Annotated in this window: 20 protein-coding genes; 6 read left to right on the top strand and 14 right to left on the bottom strand. The window is 71.8% G+C overall.

The window, feature by feature from the left end:
- Window position 1: 1 nt before the first annotated feature.
- The gene (locus tag OG302_RS32390) at window positions 2-634 is read right to left on the bottom strand and encodes a transglycosylase family protein (protein ID WP_371530001.1); all 633 of its coding nucleotides are present in this window, start codon (window positions 632-634) and stop codon (window positions 2-4) included.
- Window positions 635-1,161: 527 nt separating this feature from the next.
- Between OG302_RS32390 and OG302_RS32385 the strand changes: the two genes are divergently transcribed.
- Both OG302_RS32385 and OG302_RS32380 read left to right on the top strand, forming a co-directional pair.
- Window positions 1,162-1,965, top strand: coding sequence for a hypothetical protein (locus OG302_RS32385; RefSeq protein ID WP_361833899.1), 804 nt, complete (start codon window positions 1,162-1,164; stop codon window positions 1,963-1,965).
- Between the two features lie 178 nt (window positions 1,966-2,143).
- On the top strand, window positions 2,144-2,443 hold the full coding sequence (locus tag OG302_RS32380; protein WP_371530000.1) for a hypothetical protein: 300 nt from the start codon (window positions 2,144-2,146) through the stop codon (window positions 2,441-2,443).
- Between the two features lie 72 nt (window positions 2,444-2,515).
- On the opposite strand, the gene der is transcribed toward OG302_RS32380, so the two are convergent.
- The 6 genes from der to OG302_RS32350 form a co-directional block, all read right to left on the bottom strand.
- Window positions 2,516-3,988 carry a ribosome biogenesis GTPase Der gene (gene der / locus OG302_RS32375; protein ID WP_371529999.1) on the bottom strand — a complete coding sequence of 491 codons (1,473 nt, stop codon included), beginning with the start codon at window positions 3,986-3,988 and terminating at the stop codon, window positions 2,516-2,518.
- A gap of 70 nt (window positions 3,989-4,058) precedes the next feature.
- Complete coding sequence (locus tag OG302_RS32370; RefSeq protein ID WP_371529998.1) at window positions 4,059-4,745, bottom strand: lysophospholipid acyltransferase family protein; 687 nt, start codon at window positions 4,743-4,745, stop codon at window positions 4,059-4,061.
- Entirely contained in the window at window positions 4,703-5,386 is a 684-nt protein-coding gene (gene cmk, locus OG302_RS32365) for a (d)CMP kinase (protein WP_371750301.1), read from the bottom strand. Before cmk ends, OG302_RS32370 begins: the two co-directional genes overlap by 43 nt.
- Window positions 5,387-5,552: 166 nt before the next feature.
- Window positions 5,553-6,638, bottom strand: coding sequence for a prephenate dehydrogenase (locus OG302_RS32360; RefSeq protein WP_371529997.1), 1,086 nt, complete (start codon window positions 6,636-6,638; stop codon window positions 5,553-5,555).
- Window positions 6,635-6,997, bottom strand: a complete 363-nt coding sequence (gene aroH, locus OG302_RS32355; RefSeq protein WP_361833889.1) for a chorismate mutase — start codon at window positions 6,995-6,997, stop codon at window positions 6,635-6,637. The genes OG302_RS32360 and aroH overlap by 4 nt, the downstream gene beginning before the upstream one ends.
- A gap of 133 nt (window positions 6,998-7,130) precedes the next feature.
- Window positions 7,131-7,604 carry a YidB family protein gene (locus OG302_RS32350; protein WP_371529996.1) on the bottom strand — a complete coding sequence of 158 codons (474 nt, stop codon included), beginning with the start codon at window positions 7,602-7,604 and terminating at the stop codon, window positions 7,131-7,133.
- 190 nt (window positions 7,605-7,794) lie between these two features.
- Here OG302_RS32350 and OG302_RS32345 point away from each other — a divergent pair, with 190 nt between their 5' ends.
- From OG302_RS32345 to OG302_RS32330, 4 genes are read left to right on the top strand one after another with little or no spacing between them, the layout of a single operon-like run.
- Window positions 7,795-8,475, top strand: coding sequence for a hypothetical protein (locus tag OG302_RS32345; RefSeq protein ID WP_371529995.1), 681 nt, complete (start codon window positions 7,795-7,797; stop codon window positions 8,473-8,475).
- A gap of 28 nt (window positions 8,476-8,503) precedes the next feature.
- Window positions 8,504-9,097, top strand: a complete 594-nt coding sequence (locus OG302_RS32340; protein WP_371529994.1) for a DUF6529 family protein — start codon at window positions 8,504-8,506, stop codon at window positions 9,095-9,097.
- On the top strand, window positions 9,094-9,570 hold the full coding sequence (locus OG302_RS32335) for a Rieske (2Fe-2S) protein (RefSeq protein WP_371529993.1): 477 nt from the start codon (window positions 9,094-9,096) through the stop codon (window positions 9,568-9,570). Before OG302_RS32340 ends, OG302_RS32335 begins: the two co-directional genes overlap by 4 nt.
- Window positions 9,571-9,592: 22 nt before the next feature.
- Window positions 9,593-10,288: a DNA polymerase beta superfamily protein gene (locus OG302_RS32330; protein WP_371529992.1), complete on the top strand. Its 696-nt coding sequence runs from the start codon at window positions 9,593-9,595 to the stop codon at window positions 10,286-10,288.
- Here the strand turns inward: OG302_RS32330 and OG302_RS32325 are convergent.
- From OG302_RS32325 to OG302_RS32295, 7 genes are all read right to left on the bottom strand, one after another.
- Window positions 10,285-11,292: an ADP-ribosylglycohydrolase family protein gene (locus OG302_RS32325; RefSeq protein ID WP_371529991.1), complete on the bottom strand. Its 1,008-nt coding sequence runs from the start codon at window positions 11,290-11,292 to the stop codon at window positions 10,285-10,287. The genes OG302_RS32330 and OG302_RS32325 overlap by 4 nt on opposite strands.
- Window positions 11,289-12,026, bottom strand: a complete 738-nt coding sequence (locus OG302_RS32320; protein ID WP_371529990.1) for an NUDIX domain-containing protein — start codon at window positions 12,024-12,026, stop codon at window positions 11,289-11,291. The genes OG302_RS32325 and OG302_RS32320 overlap by 4 nt, the downstream gene beginning before the upstream one ends.
- A 131-nt stretch (window positions 12,027-12,157) precedes the next feature.
- Window positions 12,158-13,393 carry a pseudouridine synthase gene (locus OG302_RS32315; protein ID WP_371529989.1) on the bottom strand — a complete coding sequence of 412 codons (1,236 nt, stop codon included), beginning with the start codon at window positions 13,391-13,393 and terminating at the stop codon, window positions 12,158-12,160.
- A 10-nt stretch (window positions 13,394-13,403) separates the two neighbouring features.
- Window positions 13,404-14,069 (bottom strand): SMC-Scp complex subunit ScpB, encoded by a 666-nt coding sequence (gene scpB, locus OG302_RS32310; RefSeq protein ID WP_371529988.1) that lies wholly within the window; start codon window positions 14,067-14,069, stop codon window positions 13,404-13,406.
- A complete protein-coding gene (locus OG302_RS32305) occupies window positions 14,066-15,025 on the bottom strand; it encodes a ScpA family protein (protein WP_371529987.1) in 960 nt (319 codons plus the stop codon). The genes scpB and OG302_RS32305 overlap by 4 nt, the downstream gene beginning before the upstream one ends.
- An 18-nt stretch (window positions 15,026-15,043) precedes the next feature.
- Entirely contained in the window at window positions 15,044-15,640 is a 597-nt protein-coding gene (locus OG302_RS32300; protein WP_371529986.1) for a hypothetical protein, read from the bottom strand.
- Window positions 15,625-16,818, bottom strand: a complete 1,194-nt coding sequence (locus tag OG302_RS32295; protein ID WP_371529985.1) for a ParA family protein — start codon at window positions 16,816-16,818, stop codon at window positions 15,625-15,627. The genes OG302_RS32300 and OG302_RS32295 overlap by 16 nt, the downstream gene beginning before the upstream one ends.
- Between the last annotated feature and the right edge of the window lie 192 nt (window positions 16,819-17,010).

The following is a 17,010-nucleotide window of genomic DNA, read 5'->3' as shown; positions in this document are numbered from 1 at the left end:
CTCAGAGGTCGAGCCGCTGCCCGGGCAGGATCACGTTCGGATTCCCGCCGATGACCGCCTTGTTGGCGGAGTACACCTGCCGCCAGTTCACGCCGTGCGCGGCAGCGATCCGGCCGAGGGTGTCCCCCTGCCGAACGGTGTAGTCACCGCGCCCGGATCCCCGGTTCGCGTGACTCGGCGTCCGCGTCCGCGGCCCAGCGGGCTGCTGCCGGGCCTTGGGGGCCTGGGGAGCCTTGGCCGCCTTGGGGGCGGCCGGAGCGGCTGCCGCCCCCGGCGCACTGCCGGACGCACCCGCTCGGGCCGAGCAGCTGGGCCAAGCGCCCCATCCCTGGGCTCGCTGGACCTTGGAGGCGACAGCGATCTGCTGCGCCTTGGACGCCTTGTCGGCGGTCGCCGCATAGGCGCCTCCGCCGTACGCGCGCCAGGTACCGGCGGAGAACTGCAGTCCTCCGTAGTAGCCGTTCCCGGTGTTGGTGCGCCAGTTTCCGCCGCTCTCGCACTGAGCGATGCGATCCCACACTCCGCCGTCCGCCGCCGACGCCTGGCCGGTGGCGGTGAGCAGTCCCAGCGGGGCGAGCAACGCCGCTCCGCCGATCACTGCTGTCCTGCGAACGCACTTGGGACGTGCGGACATGAATATCCCTCTCGAAGGACCCGGGGTCCCCCAGGTGTCCCGGACCTCCTCGCGCGTCTGACGCCGGAGGTCCGCTCACCCCGTCCGCCGGAGTTCGGCACATGCGTGCCGTGGTGCTTGAGCTGGCTGCCTGGTGCGGCCGGCGGACGTACCCGAGCGGTGCTCGCTGCACACGGCGGTGGAATCTAGGCGCCTTCTCGCCCCGATATCAACCAACTCCTTGTCATTCCAGGCCAGTTAGCCGTTACCCCCGGTATCAGCCAATTCAAGCCAGCCACTTAATTCCCTGATTTCAGCATTTGTCGACCTGTCGCCATGGTGATCTGTGACCCACCTCACCGACCCAACTTGCCTGTACGCAGACGACGTTGGCGCGGAGTGACGGATCCCGCCGGGCAACTCACCCTCCGCTGCGGATGGTTCGATTCCGTTCGCCTTCGCGCGTGACCTGCGCCACTGATCGCCCGTTGTCTCCTTATGAGCCGGGCACCCCCCGGTCCGCACTCAACGATTCCGAGGAGCCCCCCGTGCCGCGCATGCTCGACGTCGGCGACGACGTACGCGCCGAGATCGGCGACGAAGAAGCCGACCGGCTGCTCGCCGGAGAGAACGCCCCGGGCAGTTACGACTGCACCTCCTGCCGTACCCCCGGCGACACCGAACAGGAACGCACCAGCACGGTCCTGTTCATCGGCGACGAGACCGCCGTGCTCGCCTTCGCCCACGCCACCTGCCTGCCCTCCCAGATCGTCCAGGTCTCCGAGGAGCAGCTGCAGGGTGCCGTGCGCTCCATCACCGGTGAGGACGGCACCGGCCTCGCCGGTGTCGCGGGATCCGGTGGTGAAGGCGTGCCCGACCAGGCGGTCCTCGGCGTGACCAGCGGTCTCGTACTCATCGAGGGCGAGCTGCGGCCCGCCCTCGTGGTCGAGCCGACCGGCGCCATCGCGCGCCCGGGGTCCGCCCCCGGCGGCGGCGACGACTTCCTGCAGCTCCTGGTGGAGCAGGGCTTCACGCCGGCGGCCTCGCTGGACGTCGTACCCCCCGTGCTGCACGGCTGGTCGGTGCTGCTCGCCGCGGGCCAGCTGCACGCGGTGCTCCAGCCCGCGGCAGGCGGCGGCTCCCCCGTCGCCTGGTGGCAGGCCCACCACCCGCTCCAGGTCACCGAGGACTGGCGCTCGGCGGCGAACAAGCTCCAGAGCGTGCTCCTGTTCGCGGCGCCGGTCGGCTCCATCGGCCGCCAGCCCCGCGAGGACCTGCTGCGCGGCGCCCTGGACAAGGCGGCGACGCACGGCCGCCTCGTCGCGGCGTCGATGCCGCTCGCGGGCACCTGAGCCCGTGCGGGCCGCGCCGCCCTCACGCCCCGAGCCCCGGCCGCGCCGGTCACGCTCCGGGCGCCCCGTGAAAGCGGCGCGGCCCCCGCATCCGTACGACCACGGGGTCGTTGGCACATACGTGCACACATACGACCCCTCCCGCCCCCGGCCGGCGTACCAGGCCCCCATTCCCTCCATGCGCTCGGCGCAGGACACGGGGGGCGACCACTCGGCCACACCGATCTACGACGCGCTCTACTCGGAGTACCGCAGGTCGTTCAAGGCCCTTCCGGGAGACCGGACCGGCGAGGAGGATCTGGGCTTCACATCGTTCGGCAGCGCGCCGTACGGCACGCACCGCGTCGGTGACCGGCTCGACCCCCGGCACAACACCTTCAGCCAGCTGCACGTCACCCGCTACGGCCACGAGCAGCACGGCACGGCGCACCAGCAGTTCCCCGCGGCGCTGCCGCCGGGGCCGCGCAGGGGGTTCTGAGGCACCACCGCCGATGGGCCGGGCCCCGCCTTCGTGAAGAAGGCGGGGCCCGGCCCATCGGTCCATCCGTGCCTACTTCTTGCGGCCGCGCTTCTCGCGGACCCGCACCGAGATGTGGATCGGCGTGCCCTCGAAGCCGAACTCCTCACGGAGCCTGCGCTCCACGAAGCGGCGGTAGCCGTGCTCGATGAAGCCGGACGAGAAGAGCACGAACCGCGGCGGCTTCGTGCCCGCCTGCGTGCCGAAGAGGATGCGGGGCTGCTTGCCGCCGCGGATCGGGTGCGGGTGCGAGGCCACGAGCTCGCCGAGGAAGGCGTTGAGCCTGCCGGTCGGGACGCGCGTCTCCCAGCCCGCGATGGCCGCCTCGATCGCCGGGACGAGCTTCTCCATGTGGCGGCCGGTCTCGGCGGAGACGTTGACGCGGGGGGCCCACGCGACCTGGAGGAGCTCGGTCTCGATCTCCCGCTCCAGGTAGTAGCGGCGCTCCTCGTCGAGGGTGTCCCACTTGTTGTACGCGACGACGATGGCGCGGCCCGCCTCGACGGCCATCGTGACGATGCGCTGGTCCTGGACGCTGATCGACTCGCTGGCGTCGATCAGGATGACCGCGACCTCCGCCTTCTCGACGGCGGCGGCGGTACGCAGCGAGGCGTAGTAGTCGGCACCCTGCTGGAGGTGCACGCGCTTGCGGATGCCCGCGGTGTCCACGAACTTCCAGACGATGCCGCCCAGTTCGATGAGCTCGTCGACCGGGTCACGGGTGGTGCCCGCCATCTCGTTGACGACCACGCGGTTCTCGTTCGCCACCTTGTTGAGCAGCGACGACTTGCCGACGTTCGGGCGGCCGATGAGCGCGATGCGGCGGGGGCCGCCGATGCCGGCGCCGAAGGACTGGGCGGGCGCCTCGGGCAGCGCGTCCAGGACGGCGTCCAGCATGTCGCCGGTGCCGCGGCCGTGCAGCGCGGAGACAGGGTGCGGCTCACCGAGACCGAGCGCCCACAGGGCGGTGGCGTCGGCCTCGCCGGACTGGCCGTCGACCTTGTTGGCGCACAGGACGACGGGCTTGCCGGACTTGCGCAGGAGGCGCACGACGGCTTCGTCCGTGTCGGTGGCGCCGACCGTGGCGTCCACGACGAAGACGACCGCGTCGGCGGCCTCGATCGCGTACTCGGCCTGGGCGGCCACGGACGCGTCGATGCCGAGGACGTCCTGCTCCCAGCCACCGGTGTCGACGAGCTTGAAGCGGCGGCCCGCCCACTCGGCCTCGTACGTCACGCGGTCGCGGGTCACGCCGGGGCGGTCCTCGACGACGGCCTCGCGGCGGCCGATGATGCGGTTGACGAGGGTCGACTTGCCGACGTTCGGGCGTCCGATGACGGCGAGGGCGGGCAGCGGGCCGTGGCCCGCCTCACCGATGGCGCCCTCGACTTCCTCGGCGTCGAAGCCCTCTTCCGCGGCGAGCTCCATGAACTCCGCGTACTCGGCATCGCCAAGCGCCCCGTGCTCGTGTTCAGCCGAGCCTTCGGGCTGGATCTGGTCGTTCATGAAGTCCGTACCTCTGTCGTATTCGTGATCGGTGGACCGCCTCGCGACGCTCCACTACTGAAAGTCTCGCTCAGCGCCCGGTCAGGCGCCTGGCGTCCGCCAGGTGCGCGGTGAGCCGCTGCTGGATGCGCACGGTCGCCTCGTCCAGCGCCTTGCGCGTACGCCGTCCGCTGTCGTCGCCCGCTTCGAAGGGGTCGCCGAAGATGACGTCGACCCTGCTGCGCAGCGGGGGCAGCCCCTTCAACAACCGTCCGCGCTTCTCCGTGCTTCCCAGGACCGCGACCGGGACGATCGGCGCCCCGCTCCGCACGGCGAAGTAGGCGAGCCCGGCGCGCAGCGAGGCGAAGTCGCCCTCGCCCCGGGTGCCCTCGGGGAAGATCCCGAGGACGCCGCCGTGGTCGAGCACGCCGAGGGCCCGGGTGATCGCCGTGCGGTCGGCGATCTCACGGTCCACCTTGACCTGCCCGATGCCGTGCAGGAAACGGTCCAGGGGGCCTATGAACGCTTCCTTCTTGATGAGGAAGTGCGTCGGCCTGGGGGCCGTCCCCATCACCATCGGGCCGTCGACGTTGTGGGAGTGGTTCACGGCCAGGATCACCGGGCCGGTCGCGGGGACCTTCCAGGCGCCGAGGACGCGGGGCTTCCACAGGCCGTACATGAGGCCGACGCCGATGCGGCGGCCGACCTCCGCACCCCGTTCCGACGGCGCCGCGGTCACTTCGCTGCCCGCTTCTCCTCGACGAGGGTGACGACGCACTCGATGACCTGCTGCAGTGTGAGCTCGGTGGTGTCCACCTCGACGGCGTCGCCGGCCTTGGCCAGCGGGGACGTCTTGCGGCTCGAGTCGGCCGTGTCCCGCTTGATGAGCGCCTCACGCGTGGCGGCGACGTCGGCACCCTTGAGCTCGCCGCTGCGGCGGGCGGCGCGGGCCTCGGGCGAAGCCGTGAGGAAGATTTTCAGGTCGGCGTCGGGCAGGACGGTCGTACCGATGTCACGCCCCTCGACGACGATGCCCTTCTCGGCGGAGGCGGCGATGGTGCGCTGCAGCTCCGTGATGCGGGCACGCACCTCGGGGACGGCGCTGACGGCGCTGACCTTCGAGGTGACCTCGGTCGTACGGATCGGCCCCGCGACGTCCGTGCCGTCGACCGTGATGGTCGGGGCGAGCGGGTCGGTGCCGGAGATGATCTCGGGCTTGCCCGCGACATCGGCGATGGCGGTCGGGTCGCTCAGCTCGATGCCGTTGTGCACCATCCACCAGGTGATCGCACGGTACTGGGCGCCGGTGTCGAGGTAGCTGAGGCCGAGCTGGGCGGCGACGGCCTTCGAGGTGCTCGACTTGCCCGTGCCGGAGGGCCCGTCGATGGCGACGATCACTGATGCCGGGGCGGTTTCCACGGTTTCCACGGGGTGCGGGCACCTTTCTGTGTGCACGGGGCGAGAGCAGGGCGGCATTCTTGCCCTGCATAAGGTTACTGGCTCCCGTGGCCGCCTCTTACTGCCCGGGGGGCGACCCCTGTCCCGCCCGCCCCCGCCCGGTCGCCCCGCGGCCGGCCGGCCCGGGTCACTGCCGGATGGACCAGCCCCGCTCGCGCAGCGCCGCGGCGAGTATCGGGACCGCCTTCGGCTCCACCAGGAGCTGCACGAGGCCCGCCTGCTGCCCTGTCGCGTGCTCGATGCGGACATCCTCGATGTTCACCCCGGCACGGTCCGCGTCGGCGAAGATCCTGGCCAGCTGTCCCGGCTGGTCGTCGATGAGCACCGCGACGACCTCGTACGCGGCCGGAGCGGCGCCGTGCTTGCCGGGCACCCGGACCTGTCCCGCGTTGCCGCGCCGCAGCACGCTCTCGACCCCCGCGGCGCCCTCGCTGCGCTTCGCGTCGTCCGCCGACTGCAGCGCCCGCAGCGCCGTCACCGTCTCGTCGAGATCGGTGGCGACGGCGGACAACAGATCGGCGACGGGACCGGGGTTGGCCGACAGGATGTCGATCCACATCCGCGGGTCCGACGCGGCGATCCGCGTGACGTCACGGATGCCCTGCCCGCACAGGCGCACCGCCGTCTCCTCGGCGTTCTCGAGGCGGGCGGCGACCATGCTGGAGACCAGGTGCGGCATGTGCGAGACGAGCGCGACCGCGCGGTCGTGGGCGTCGGCGTCCATGACGACCGGCACGGCGCGGCAGAGGGCGACGAGCTCAAGGGCGAGGTTGAGGACCTCGGTGTCGGCGTCGCGGGTCGGCGTGAGGACCCAGGGCCGCCCCTCGAAGAGGTCGGCGGTGGCGGCCAGCGGGCCGCTGCGCTCGCGGCCCGACATGGGGTGCGTGCCGATGTACGGGGTGAGGTCGACACCGAGCGCTTCGAGCTCCCTGCGCGGGCCGCCCTTGACGCTCGCCACGTCGAGGTAGCCGCGGGCCACGTCGCGCCGCATGACGTCGGCCAGGGTCGCCGCGACGTGCGCGGGTGGCACGGCGACGACACACAGGTCGACCCGGCCCTCGGGCATCTCGTCGGTGCCGGCGCCGAGCGCGGCTGCCGTACGGGCCTGCCCGGGATCGTGGTCGGCGAGGTGCACGGTCACGCCGCGCGAGACGAGGGCGAGGGCGGCGGAGGTGCCGATCAGGCCGGTGCCGATGACGAGAGCAGTTCTCACTGGGCGATGTCCTTGCGCAGAGTGGCCGCGGCGCCCAGGTAGACGTGCGTGATCTCGGCGCGGGGCCGGGGGGACTCTATGTGCGCGAGGACGCGGACGACCCGCGGCATGGCGCCCTCGATCTGCAGCTCCTGCGCGCAGATCAGCGGGACGTCCACGATGCCGAGCCTGCGCGCGGCCGCGGCGGGGAAGTCGCTGTGCAGATCGGGCGTCGCGGTGAACCAGATGCTGATCAGGTCGTCCTGGGTCAGCTCGTTCCGCTCGAGGATGGCGGTGAGCAGCTCGCTGACCTGCTCGTCCATGTGGTCGGCGGTGTCCCGCTCCAGTTGGACGGCGCCCCGGACCGCTCGTACCGCCACAGTGCTGCTCCTCGCTCGCGTACGTATGACTGCTGTACCGACAAGGGTAGTCAGGGCCCCGGGGACGAGTGCGCGGCGCCCGCCTGCCGAGACGGACGCCGCGTGCCTCACCGGGGTGGGAGCCCGGGTGGGGTCAGAGCTTCTGCTCCCTGATGATGTCCTCCAGCGAGCCCGTCGGGACCTGCCCCTCGGGGGTCAGCTTGTCGACGGCCTGCGGGAGCTGCCGGGCGATCTGGTCGGCGGCCTCGTCACGGCTGACGCCCGCGTCGGTGGCCACCTTGTCCAGGGTCTCGTCGGGGACGGCCTGCTTGACCTGGTCCGGGCTCAGCGGCTGGTTGTCGCCCTTGCCGACCCAGGAGTCCAGCTGGTCCTGGCTGACCAGGCCCGACTTCGTGATCATGTCCATCAGGCCGCCCAGCGGGTTGCCGCCGCCGGAGCCGCCCTGACCGCCGCCGCTGCCCGCGCCGCCCGCGCCGCCGCCCAGCAGGCCGCCGAGCAGCGAGCCGAGGACGTTGCCGCCTCCGGAGCCACCGGCCTGGCCGCCTTGGCCCCCCTGACCGCCGCCGAGGAGACCGCCGAGCAGGCTTCCCAGATCGTTACCCGCCATGGTCACGCCTTTCGAGTGAGTGGCCGGGTCGGCGCCTCGAAGGGGCACGGACCTCAGACCATGCCAATGTCACCCGAATCGACCCCTGTCGCCACTTGGCCCGATTGGTGGGCGTTCAACTATGGACGCCGGGGGCACGGGTCCGCTTGCATGGAGGGGCCGGCAAGGCCCACGCCTCGGGGGAGGCCGCATGAAGCGCTCAGGCCCGCTCTACACGCTTCTCGGGGGGCTGCTGCTCGCCCTGTTCATGCTGTCGCTCAACGCGACGACAGGGGCGGGCAATTCGTCGTACGGAGGGGACTCGCCCGGCGGCGCACCACCGGCCCCCTCCGCCTCGAAGCCCGCCAAGGACACCCCGTCCCCCACGCCCACCAAGAGCCCCTCGAAGAGCCCGTCGAAGAAGCCGGCCGGGAAATCCGAGTACGCGGGCCGCACGGCCGACGACGCCGCCGCCGTCTCCATCTCGATCCGGGACGACAAGGCCATCGCGTACTACTGCAACGGCCGTGACGCGGAGTCCTGGCTGAAGGGCGATGTCGAGGACGACGGCTCCATGCGTCTCACCGGCAAGCACGGCGCGAAGCTGGACGGCACCCTCGCCGGCAACGCGGTCACCGGCAAGGTCGAGGTCGGCAAGCAGCCGCGGGACTTCACCGCCGCCAGGGCCAAGAAGCCGTCCGGGCTCTATCGAGCGACCACCGAGGTGCGCGGCGCGAAGATAGACGGCGGCTGGATCGTCCTGCCCGACGGGCGGCAGGTCGGCATCGTCAAGCGCGACGACAAGCCGCGGAAGGCACCGCGCCTCGACCCCGAGACCGGCGCCGTCACGGTCGACGGCGCCCGCATCACCGCCCGCCCCGTCGTCCCCTGACCCGCTCCGCCCCGACCAGGGAGCCGCCATGAGCGTCGATCCGAACGCCGCGACACAGGGCGGCTTCGGCCCGCCTCCGGGCATGGGCGACCACCGCCGCCCGCACCCGGCCCGCTACGTCGTCCCCGCCCTCGTCGCCGCCGTGGTCGCGATCGGCCTCGGGGTGTACGGCAGGACGCACGACCCCGAGGGCACGGCCTTCAACCTCGCCGGGTTCAGCAGCACGAGCGCGGTCAAGGCCTGGCTCGGCACGACGGCGTTCGCCTTCGCGCTGGTCCAGGTCGTCTCGGCGTTCATGGTGTACGGACGCCTGCCGGGCCCGTCCTGGTCGTCGGCGCTGCACCGCTGGTCGGGCCGGATCGCGTTCCTGACGGCGGTCCCGGTGGCGGTGCACTGCCTCTACGCGCTCGGCTACCAGACGTCCTCGTCCCGGGTGATGTGGCACTCGCTGCTCGGCTGCTTCTTCTTCGGCGCGTTCAGCGCCAAGATGCTGCTGCTCCGCTCGGAGAAGCTGCCCGGCTGGCTGCTTCCGGTGGTCGGCGGACTGCTCTTCGTGGTCCTCACGGTGGTCTGGCTGACGTCGGCACTGTGGTTCTTCCGTACGTTCGGGGTGACGACATGAGCGGCGCACCGCCCTCACGGCGCACGGTCATCGCCGCGGGCGGCGCGGTCGCGCTGACCGCCGGGTGCAGCAAGTACGGGGACGAGGGCGCGGCGGAGCCGGAGGAGCCGCCGAAGTCGGAGACCAGCTCGGCAGCGCCGTCGAAGTCCGGCGGGAAGCGCGGGAAGGAGCAGCCGCCGCCCCAGGCCGAGGAGCTGGCCAAGACGTCCGACATCCCGGTCGGCGGCGGGAAGATCTTCAAGGACAAGAAGGTGGTCGTGACCCAGCCGGAGAAGGGTGACTTCAAGGCCTTCTCCGCGGTCTGCACCCACTCGGGCTGCACGGTCGGCTCGGTGGAGGGCGGCACGATCAACTGCCCCTGCCACGGCAGCAAGTACCGGGTGGCGGACGCCTCGGTGGCGGACGGCCCCGCGCCGCGCCCGCTGCCCCCGCGGAACATCGACGTCACCGGAAATTCGATCACGCTCGGCTAGCCCGCCCCCGTACGCTCCCCGCATGCACCGCCCCACGGACCTGGACCTCGTACGCGACCACACCGTCTACGCCTGCGTGATGGGCTCGCGCGCCTTCGGCCTGGCCACGGACGGCAGCGACACCGACCGCAGGGGCGTCTTCCTGGCCCCCACGCCGCTCTTCTGGCACTTCGAGAAGCCGCCCACGCACGTGGACGGCCCCGCGGACGAGCAGTTCAGCTGGGAGCTCGAGCGCTTCTGCGAGCTGGCCCTGCGCGCCAACCCGAACATCCTGGAGTGCCTGCACTCCCCCCTCGTGGAGCAGCTCACGGACACCGGCCGCGAACTCCTGGCCCTGCGCGACGCGTTCCTGTCCCGCCAGGTCCACACCACCTTCGGCCGCTACGCACTCGGCCAGCACAAGAAGCTGGAAGCGGACGTACGCCTGCACGGCGCTCCCCGCTGGAAGCACGCCATGCACCTCCTGCGCCTCCTGACGAGCTGCCGCGACCTGCTGCGCACCGGCAGCCTGACGATCGACGTCGGCGACCAGCGAGAGCCCCTGCTGGCGGTCAGGCGCGGCGAGGTGTCCTGGCAGGACGTCGAGTCCTGGATGACCCGCCTCGCGGCGGAGGCGGACGAGGCAGCCACCCGCACCCCGCTCCCCGCCGGGCCGGACCGCCGCCGGATCGAGGACTTCCTGTTCCGTGTACGACGGGAGTCGGCGGGCGCGGCCTAGGCGTCCCCGTCCCAGAGCGCCCCGAATTCGAGCAGCTCGTCGCGGTACTCGATCCGCCCGGCCCACTCGGCGGGCCAGGCGTCCGCGCCCAGGTGCGCGCCCGCGAAGGCGCCGGCCAGGCAGGCGATCGAGTCGGAGTCGCCCGAGGTGCAGGCGGCCCTGCGCAGGGCGGTGAGGGGCTCGTCGGGGAACATCAGGAAGCAGAGCAGTCCGGTGGCGAGGGCCTCTTCGGCGATCCAGCCCGCGCCGGTGGCCAGGCAGGGGTCGGTCTCCGGATTGGCGCCGCGCAGTGCGGACTCCAGGCGTTCCAGGACGGCGAGACACTCGTCCCAGCCCTCGGCGATGAAGGCCCCCGGGGTCGGCGCCCCGCCGCGCGTCCACAGGTCACCGAGCCAGCGGTGGTGGTACGTCTCGCGGTTCTCGTACGCGTAGGAGCGCAGCAGCCCCACGAGCCCCGTGAGCTCGGCCCCCTCCGCGAGCAGCCGCACGGCGTGCGCGGTCAGGTCGGAGGCGGCGAGCGCCGTCGGGTGGCCGTGCGTGAGCGCGGACTGCAACTGGGCGGCGCCCGCCCGCTGTTCGTCGCTCAGGCCGGGGACGAAGCCGAGGGGCGCGACCCGCATGTTGGCTCCGCAGCCCTTGGATTGCACCTGGCTCGCCTCCTCCCACGGCTTGCCGGTCTTGAGGAGGTAGCAGGCCTTCAGGCAGGTGTTGCCGGGCGCGCGGTTGTTCTCCGGTGACTGGTACCACTCCACGAACTCCTCGCGTACCGGCCGCTCCATCCGCTTCGGCCCGAGCAGCCCCCGGTCCATGGCGGTCCGCAGCCCGCGCGCCAGGGCCAGCGTCATCTGCGTGTCGTCCGTGACGATCGCGGGCCTCGGCAGCTCCATCTCCCGCCAGGGCCCGCACTTGGCGAGGATCGACGGCACGTCGTTGAACTCGGTCGGGAAGCCGAGCGCGTCCCCCAGGGCCAGGCCTATGAGGGATCCGGTGGCGGCACGCTTCATGAGGGCTTTCCTTCCGAGGGTTCCGCGGGAATGACCGAGGGCCGGAGCAGGGGCGGGTGCAGGGAGGTGGCGGGCCCGGCGCGGTACAGGGCCGCCGGTTTGCCCCGGCCGCCCGTCAGGCGCGCGGCACCGGGGATCGCCTCGACGAAGCCGGAGGTGCCGAGCACCTTGCGCCGGAAGTTGGCCGGGTCGAGCTCGGCGGCCCACACCGTCTCGTAGACCTGCCGCAGCTCGCCGAGCGTGAACTCGGGCGGGCAGAAGGCCGTGGCCAGGCCGGTGTACTCGAACTTGGCGCAGACGCGGTCGTGGGCGTCGGCCAGGATCCGGTCGTGGTCGAAGGCGAGCGGCCCCTGGGTGCCGTACGGCAGCCACTCCGCGCGGGCCGCGTCGCTGCCCGCGCGCACGGCGGGCGGATCGGGGACGAGCGCCGCGAAGGCGACCGAGACGACGCGCATCCGCGGGTCGCGGTCCGGTTCGCTGTAGGTGCGCAGCTGCTCCAGGTGGAGCCCGGCGCTGTCGGTGAGGCCGGTCTCCTCGGCGAGCTCGCGTCCCGCCGCGGTCTCGGCGGACTCCTCCGGCAGCACGAATCCGCCGGGCAGCGCCCAGCGGCCCGCGTACGGCTCCTGGCCGCGCTCGACGAGCAGCACGTGCAGGTGGCCGGCGCGGACGGTGAAGACGGCGAGGTCGACGGTGACGGCGAACGGCTCGAAGGCGTACTTGTCGTAGCCCTGCATGGTCCCGACCCCCTCCCTTTATGGTCAGCTCGACTATAAAGGGAGGGGATGGCGCCCCGCAAGACACGAAAAGGCGGCCGGCCCCCGCACACGCGGGAACCGGCCGCCTCTCCTCAGCCTGAGGCCGTCGCCTAGAGGTCGACTTCCTGCATCAGCATGCCGACCTCGGTGTTGGACATCCGGCGCAGCCAGCCCGACTTCTGGTCGCCCAGCGTGATCGGCCCGAAGGACGTCCGCACCAGCTTGTCGACCGGGAAGCCCGCCTCGGCGAGCATGCGGCGCACGATGTGCTTGCGGCCCTCGTGCAGGGTCACCTCGACGAGGTAGTTCTTGCCGGTCTGCTCGACGACGCGGAAGTGGTCCGCGCGGGCGTACCCGTCCTCGAGCTGGATGCCGTCCTTGAGCTGCTTGCCCAGGTCACGCGGGATCGGACCGACGATGTGCGCGAGGTAGACCTTCTTCACGCCGTACTTCGGGTGCGTGAGGCGGTGGGCCAGCTCACCGTGGTTGGTGAGCAGGATGACGCCCTCGGTCTCCGTGTCCAGGCGGCCGACGTGGAACAGCCGCGTCTCGCGGTTGGTCACGTAGTCGCCCAGGCACTGGCGGCCCTCGGTGTCCTCCATGGTGGAGACGACACCGGCGGGCTTGTTCAGCGCGAAGAACTGGTACGACTGGGTGGCGACCGTCAGGCCGTCGACCTTGATCTCGTCGCGCTCCGGCTGGACCCGCAGGCCCTGCTCCATCACGATCTCGCCGTTGACCTCGACGCGCGCCTGCTCGACCAGCTCCTCGCAGGCACGGCGCGAGCCGTAGCCCGCGCGGGCGAGGACCTTCTGCAGCCGCTCGCCCTCCTGCTCGGCGCCCGGGAAGGTCTTGGGCGGGCTGGCCTTCGGCTTGCCCGCGTAACGCTCGCGGTTGCGCTCTTCCTGCCGCGCGTCGTACTCACGGGACGTCGCGGGCGCTCCCGCGCCGCGCCGGGTACCGCGGTCCGAGCCCTGGGGCGCCCTGGGGCCACCCTTGGCGCCGCCGCGCGCAGCCGCGCCGCGGCCCTTCCTGGAGGCGTCGCCGCCTACGTCATAGCGGCGCTCCTCGGGACGGGGCTTGCTCTCGCGCTTCGGCGCGGCCTGGTCGTCGCGCGCGCCACCGGCGCCGCGACCCTGCCGGTCGGGGCTGTTACCGGAACCCCGGTAGTCACGGCCGCCACCGCCGCCGCCACTGCCGCCACGGCCACCGCCGGTCGGGCGGCCACCGCCGCTCCCGCGACCGCCGCCGCTCGGGCGCCCACCGCTGCTGCCACGGCTGCCGCTGTTGCCACCACGGCTCCCGCCGTTGTTTCCGCTGCTGTTCCTGCCGTTGCTGCTTCGCATCAAATTTCCGTTAGTCGACTGTGCCCTCGGTGTACTCATAACCCGGCGCATCGGGTGCGTCCGGGTCGAACGACGGAACGCCTTCCAGCGTCTCGGCCTCGATCGCCTCCGCCTCGGGGAGGAAGGGCGCGAGCTCCGGGAGCTCGTCCAGGCCGCGCAGGCCCATCCGCTCCAGAAAGTAGTTCGTCGTCCTATACAGGATCGCACCTGTTTCGGGTTCCGCGCCCGCCTCCTCCACCAGACCCCTCTGGAGGAGCGTCCGCATCACGCCGTCACAGTTCACTCCGCGCACCATCGAGACCCGGGAACGGCTGACCGGCTGGCGGTACGAGACGACCGCGAGGGTCTCCAGGGCCGCCTGGGTGAGCCGCGCCTGCTGCCCGTCGAGGACGAAGCGCTCCACGGCCGCGGCGTACTCGGGCCGGGTGTAGAACCGCCAGCCGCCCGCCACGAGCCGCAGCTCGAAGCCCCGCTTCTGCACGGTGTACTCGTCGGCGAGCTCCCGCAGCGCGTCGGCGACCTGCCGCCGGGGCCGGTCGACGATCTTGGCGAGATGCTCCTCGGTGGCCGGTTCGTCGACGACCATGAGGACGGCCTCCAGGGCGGGCCGCAGCTCCAGATCGGCGACGGCGCCCGCCAGGTCTCCCGCAGGACTCTCGGCACTCGTGGGGTTCATGTGGCCTTCTCCTCACTCACCGGCTCCGGGGCGCGGTCGAACTCGTCGGTCACCGTCGGCTGTCCGTCGCCGTCCCCGCCGGTCCACCGCACCATCAGCTCGCCCAGGGCGGCCTCCTGGTCCAGCTCCACGGCCTTCTCGCGGTACAGCTCCAGGAGCGCGAGGAAGCGGGCGACGACGGTGAGGGTGTCCCCCGCGTCCTCGACGAGCACCTGGAAGCTGACCTCGCCCCGCTCCCGGAGCCGGGCCACCACGACCCCGGCCTGCTCCTGCACGGAGACCAGCGGGGCATGGATGTGGTCGACGTACACCTGGGGCTTCGCCCGGGGCTGCATCGCCTTCACGGCGAGCGCGGCGAACCCCTCGGCGCCGATGCTGATGACGACCTCGGGCAGCAGCTCGGCGTGGTGGGCCTCAAGACCGACGGTCCGCGGATAGCGCCGCGCCTCCGCCTCCAGCCGCTCGCTGAAGATGTCGGCGATCCGTTTGTACGCGCGGTACTGCAGCAGCCGTGCGAAGAGCAGGTCCCGCGCTTCGAGCAGCGCGAGATCCGCCTCGTCCTCGACCTCCGCGGAGGGCAGCAAGCGGGCCGCCTTGAGGTCGAGCAGGGTGGCGGCGACCACCAGGAACTCGGTGGTCTGATCCAGGTCCCAGTCGGGCCCCATGGCGCGGATGTGCGCCATGAACTCGTCTGTCACCGTGGACAGCGCGACTTCGGTGACGTCCATCTTGTGCTTCGAGATGAGCTGGAGCAGCAGGTCGAAGGGGCCCTCGAAGTTGGCGAGACGGACCTTGAACCGCCCGTCGTCCGGCTCGGGGAGAGTATCCGGCTCGGGCTCCGGGGACGGCTCGGGCTCGGGCTGAGGCTCCGGTTCGGGCTCCGCGGGAGCCACACCGGGGCCCCGCCCCAGGGCGCGGCGAGGGGCAGGCGGTGCGGAGTCGTCAGTCGTGGCCATCAGGCGGGAACGCTACCGCTACCGCCCGCGAAGCCGTCGTACGAGAATGCTCGCGTCCCCGCGTGACTCCAGATCGGCGAGGACGACGGCCACCGCCTCACGGACGATGCGCCCGCGGTCGACCGCGAGCCCGTGCTCGCCCCGCAGCACCAGACGCGCGTGCTCGAGGTCCATCAGCTCCTCGGCGGACACGTACACGGTGATCTTCTCGTCGTGCCGCTCGCGCCCGCTGGGCCGCCGGTTGGCGGCCCGTGCGCGCCGCCGCGCCTGTGCCGTGGAGGAGGAGTTCGCGGACCGGCCGCCGCCGCTCTGTGCGGCGGCGCCTTCCTGGCCCTGGGCGGGACGGCGCCCGTCCTTCTCGCCCTCGGCGGCCGAGCGGCTGCGGGATTCACCCGACTCCGCGTCGGCGGCGCCGTGTTCGGCGGCGTCACCGCCGTCTCCCGCCGCGGCGCCACCGTGGGTGTCACCGGCTGCGGCCTCGTCGCTCTCGCCCGCGGGCGGGGGCACCCTCGCCTCGCCGTTCGCCTGGCGTCGCGGGGAGGACGACTGCAGCGCCATCCCCCCGGTCGTACGGAACAGTTCGTCGGCCCCCGGCAGACTCACTCGGCGTGACACCGGGCGAGCACCTCCCTGGCGAGCTGGCGATAAGCGGCCGCGCCGACCGAGTTCGATGCGTACGTCGTGATCGGCTCACCGGCGACCGTGGTCTCCGGGAAACGGACCGTGCGTCCGATCACCGTGTGGTACACGTGATCGTCGAAGGCCTCCACCACCCGCGCGAGCACCTCACGGCTGTGCACCGTGCGGGAGTCGTACATGGTGGCCAGGATGCCGTCGAGCTCCAGGTCGGGGTTGAGCCGCTCCTGGACCTTTTCGATGGTCTCCGTCAGCAGGGCCACACCGCGCAGCGCGAAGAACTCGCACTCGAGCGGCACGATCACCTTGTGAGCCGCCGTCAGGGCGTTCACGGTGAGCAGGCCGAGCGAGGGCTGACAGTCGATCACGATGTAGTCGTAGTCCTGCATCAGCGGCTTCAGCGCCCGCTGCAGCGTGGACTCGCGCGCGACCTCGCTCACCAACTGCACTTCGGCGGCCGACAGGTCGATGTTGCTGGGCAGCAGGTCCATGTTCGGGACCGCCGTCTTCAGCAGCACCTCGTCGGCCGACATGCCCCGCTCCATGAGCAGGTTGTAGACCGTCAGGTCCAGCTCCATCGGGTTCACCCCGAGGCCCACCGAGAGCGCGCCCTGCGGGTCGAAGTCGACCAGCAGGACCCGGCGTCCGTACTCCGCGAGCGCGGCACCCAGGTTGATGGTCGACGTCGTCTTGCCCACGCCGCCCTTCTGGTTGCACATCGCGATGATCTTCGCGGGACCGTGATCGGTCAGCGGACCCGGAATCGGGAAGTACGGCAGCGGGCGTCCCGTGGGACCGATGCGCTCACGGCGCTGACGGGCCGCGTCCGGGGCCAGCGTGGCCGCGTACTCGGGATCGGGCTCGTACTCGGCGTCAGGGTCGTAGAAGTGCCCCTGGGGCAGTTCCTCGTAGTCGGCGAGTTGGGTGTGGGTGGTGTTCTCGCCACTCCGGTCGCCGGCCATGGCGTTCACGTGATGGCCATCCATGCTCTGGGGTGCAGACGATGTCGGCTGGGTCGCCCCAGTCGGCTGCGGTTTCTGGCGGGCTTCGAAGGTGCGGACAGCGACGGAGCCGACAGCCTCGAGCCCCACGGGTCCTTGGCCCCGCTCAGAGGTTCCTGGTTGACCACCCCCGGGAGCAAATGTCGACTCATTCACAAGTCGTCTTACCTCCTTGGTGACCAGGAAATTTCTCGATAGGTCAGCGTGGCACCATGCCGACGGTTGGCGACTCTATGGCGTGTCACCGGTCCGCAGCAACACAATCCGCCGGACCCGGCCCGATGTGTCGGCAATCGAACGCCCCCATGTCAAGGGTGCACGGCGTGTCTTCGGCACGATTCCGGGGTG

The sequence above is a fragment of the Streptomyces sp. NBC_01283 genome (genome assembly GCF_041435335.1).
Taxonomy (GTDB): domain Bacteria; phylum Actinomycetota; class Actinomycetes; order Streptomycetales; family Streptomycetaceae; genus Streptomyces.
The sequence above is the reverse complement of the archived record's forward strand: the minus strand, read 5'-3'. Positions and strand labels throughout refer to the sequence as shown.

Bases quoted from the DNA above. Each gene is read 5' to 3' on its own strand.
- OG302_RS32390 (WP_371530001.1), bottom strand. From the start codon at position 634: ATGTCCGCACGTCCCAAGTGCGTTCGCAGGACAGCAGTGATCGGCGGA.
- OG302_RS32380 (WP_371530000.1), top strand. From the start codon at position 2,144: ATGCGCTCGGCGCAGGACACGGGGGGCGACCACTCGGCCACACCGATC.
- der (WP_371529999.1), bottom strand. From the start codon at position 3,988: ATGAACGACCAGATCCAGCCCGAAGGCTCGGCTGAACACGAGCACGGG.
- OG302_RS32350 (WP_371529996.1), bottom strand. From the start codon at position 7,604: ATGGCGGGTAACGATCTGGGAAGCCTGCTCGGCGGTCTCCTCGGCGGC.
- OG302_RS32345 (WP_371529995.1), top strand. From the start codon at position 7,795: ATGAAGCGCTCAGGCCCGCTCTACACGCTTCTCGGGGGGCTGCTGCTC.
- OG302_RS32340 (WP_371529994.1), top strand. From the start codon at position 8,504: ATGAGCGTCGATCCGAACGCCGCGACACAGGGCGGCTTCGGCCCGCCT.
- OG302_RS32335 (WP_371529993.1), top strand. From the start codon at position 9,094: ATGAGCGGCGCACCGCCCTCACGGCGCACGGTCATCGCCGCGGGCGGC.
- OG302_RS32330 (WP_371529992.1), top strand. From the start codon at position 9,593: ATGCACCGCCCCACGGACCTGGACCTCGTACGCGACCACACCGTCTAC.
- OG302_RS32325 (WP_371529991.1), bottom strand. From the start codon at position 11,292: ATGAAGCGTGCCGCCACCGGATCCCTCATAGGCCTGGCCCTGGGGGAC.
- OG302_RS32320 (WP_371529990.1), bottom strand. From the start codon at position 12,026: ATGCAGGGCTACGACAAGTACGCCTTCGAGCCGTTCGCCGTCACCGTC.
- OG302_RS32315 (WP_371529989.1), bottom strand. From the start codon at position 13,393: ATGCGAAGCAGCAACGGCAGGAACAGCAGCGGAAACAACGGCGGGAGC.
- scpB (WP_371529988.1), bottom strand. From the start codon at position 14,069: ATGAACCCCACGAGTGCCGAGAGTCCTGCGGGAGACCTGGCGGGCGCC.
- OG302_RS32305 (WP_371529987.1), bottom strand. From the start codon at position 15,025: ATGGCCACGACTGACGACTCCGCACCGCCTGCCCCTCGCCGCGCCCTG.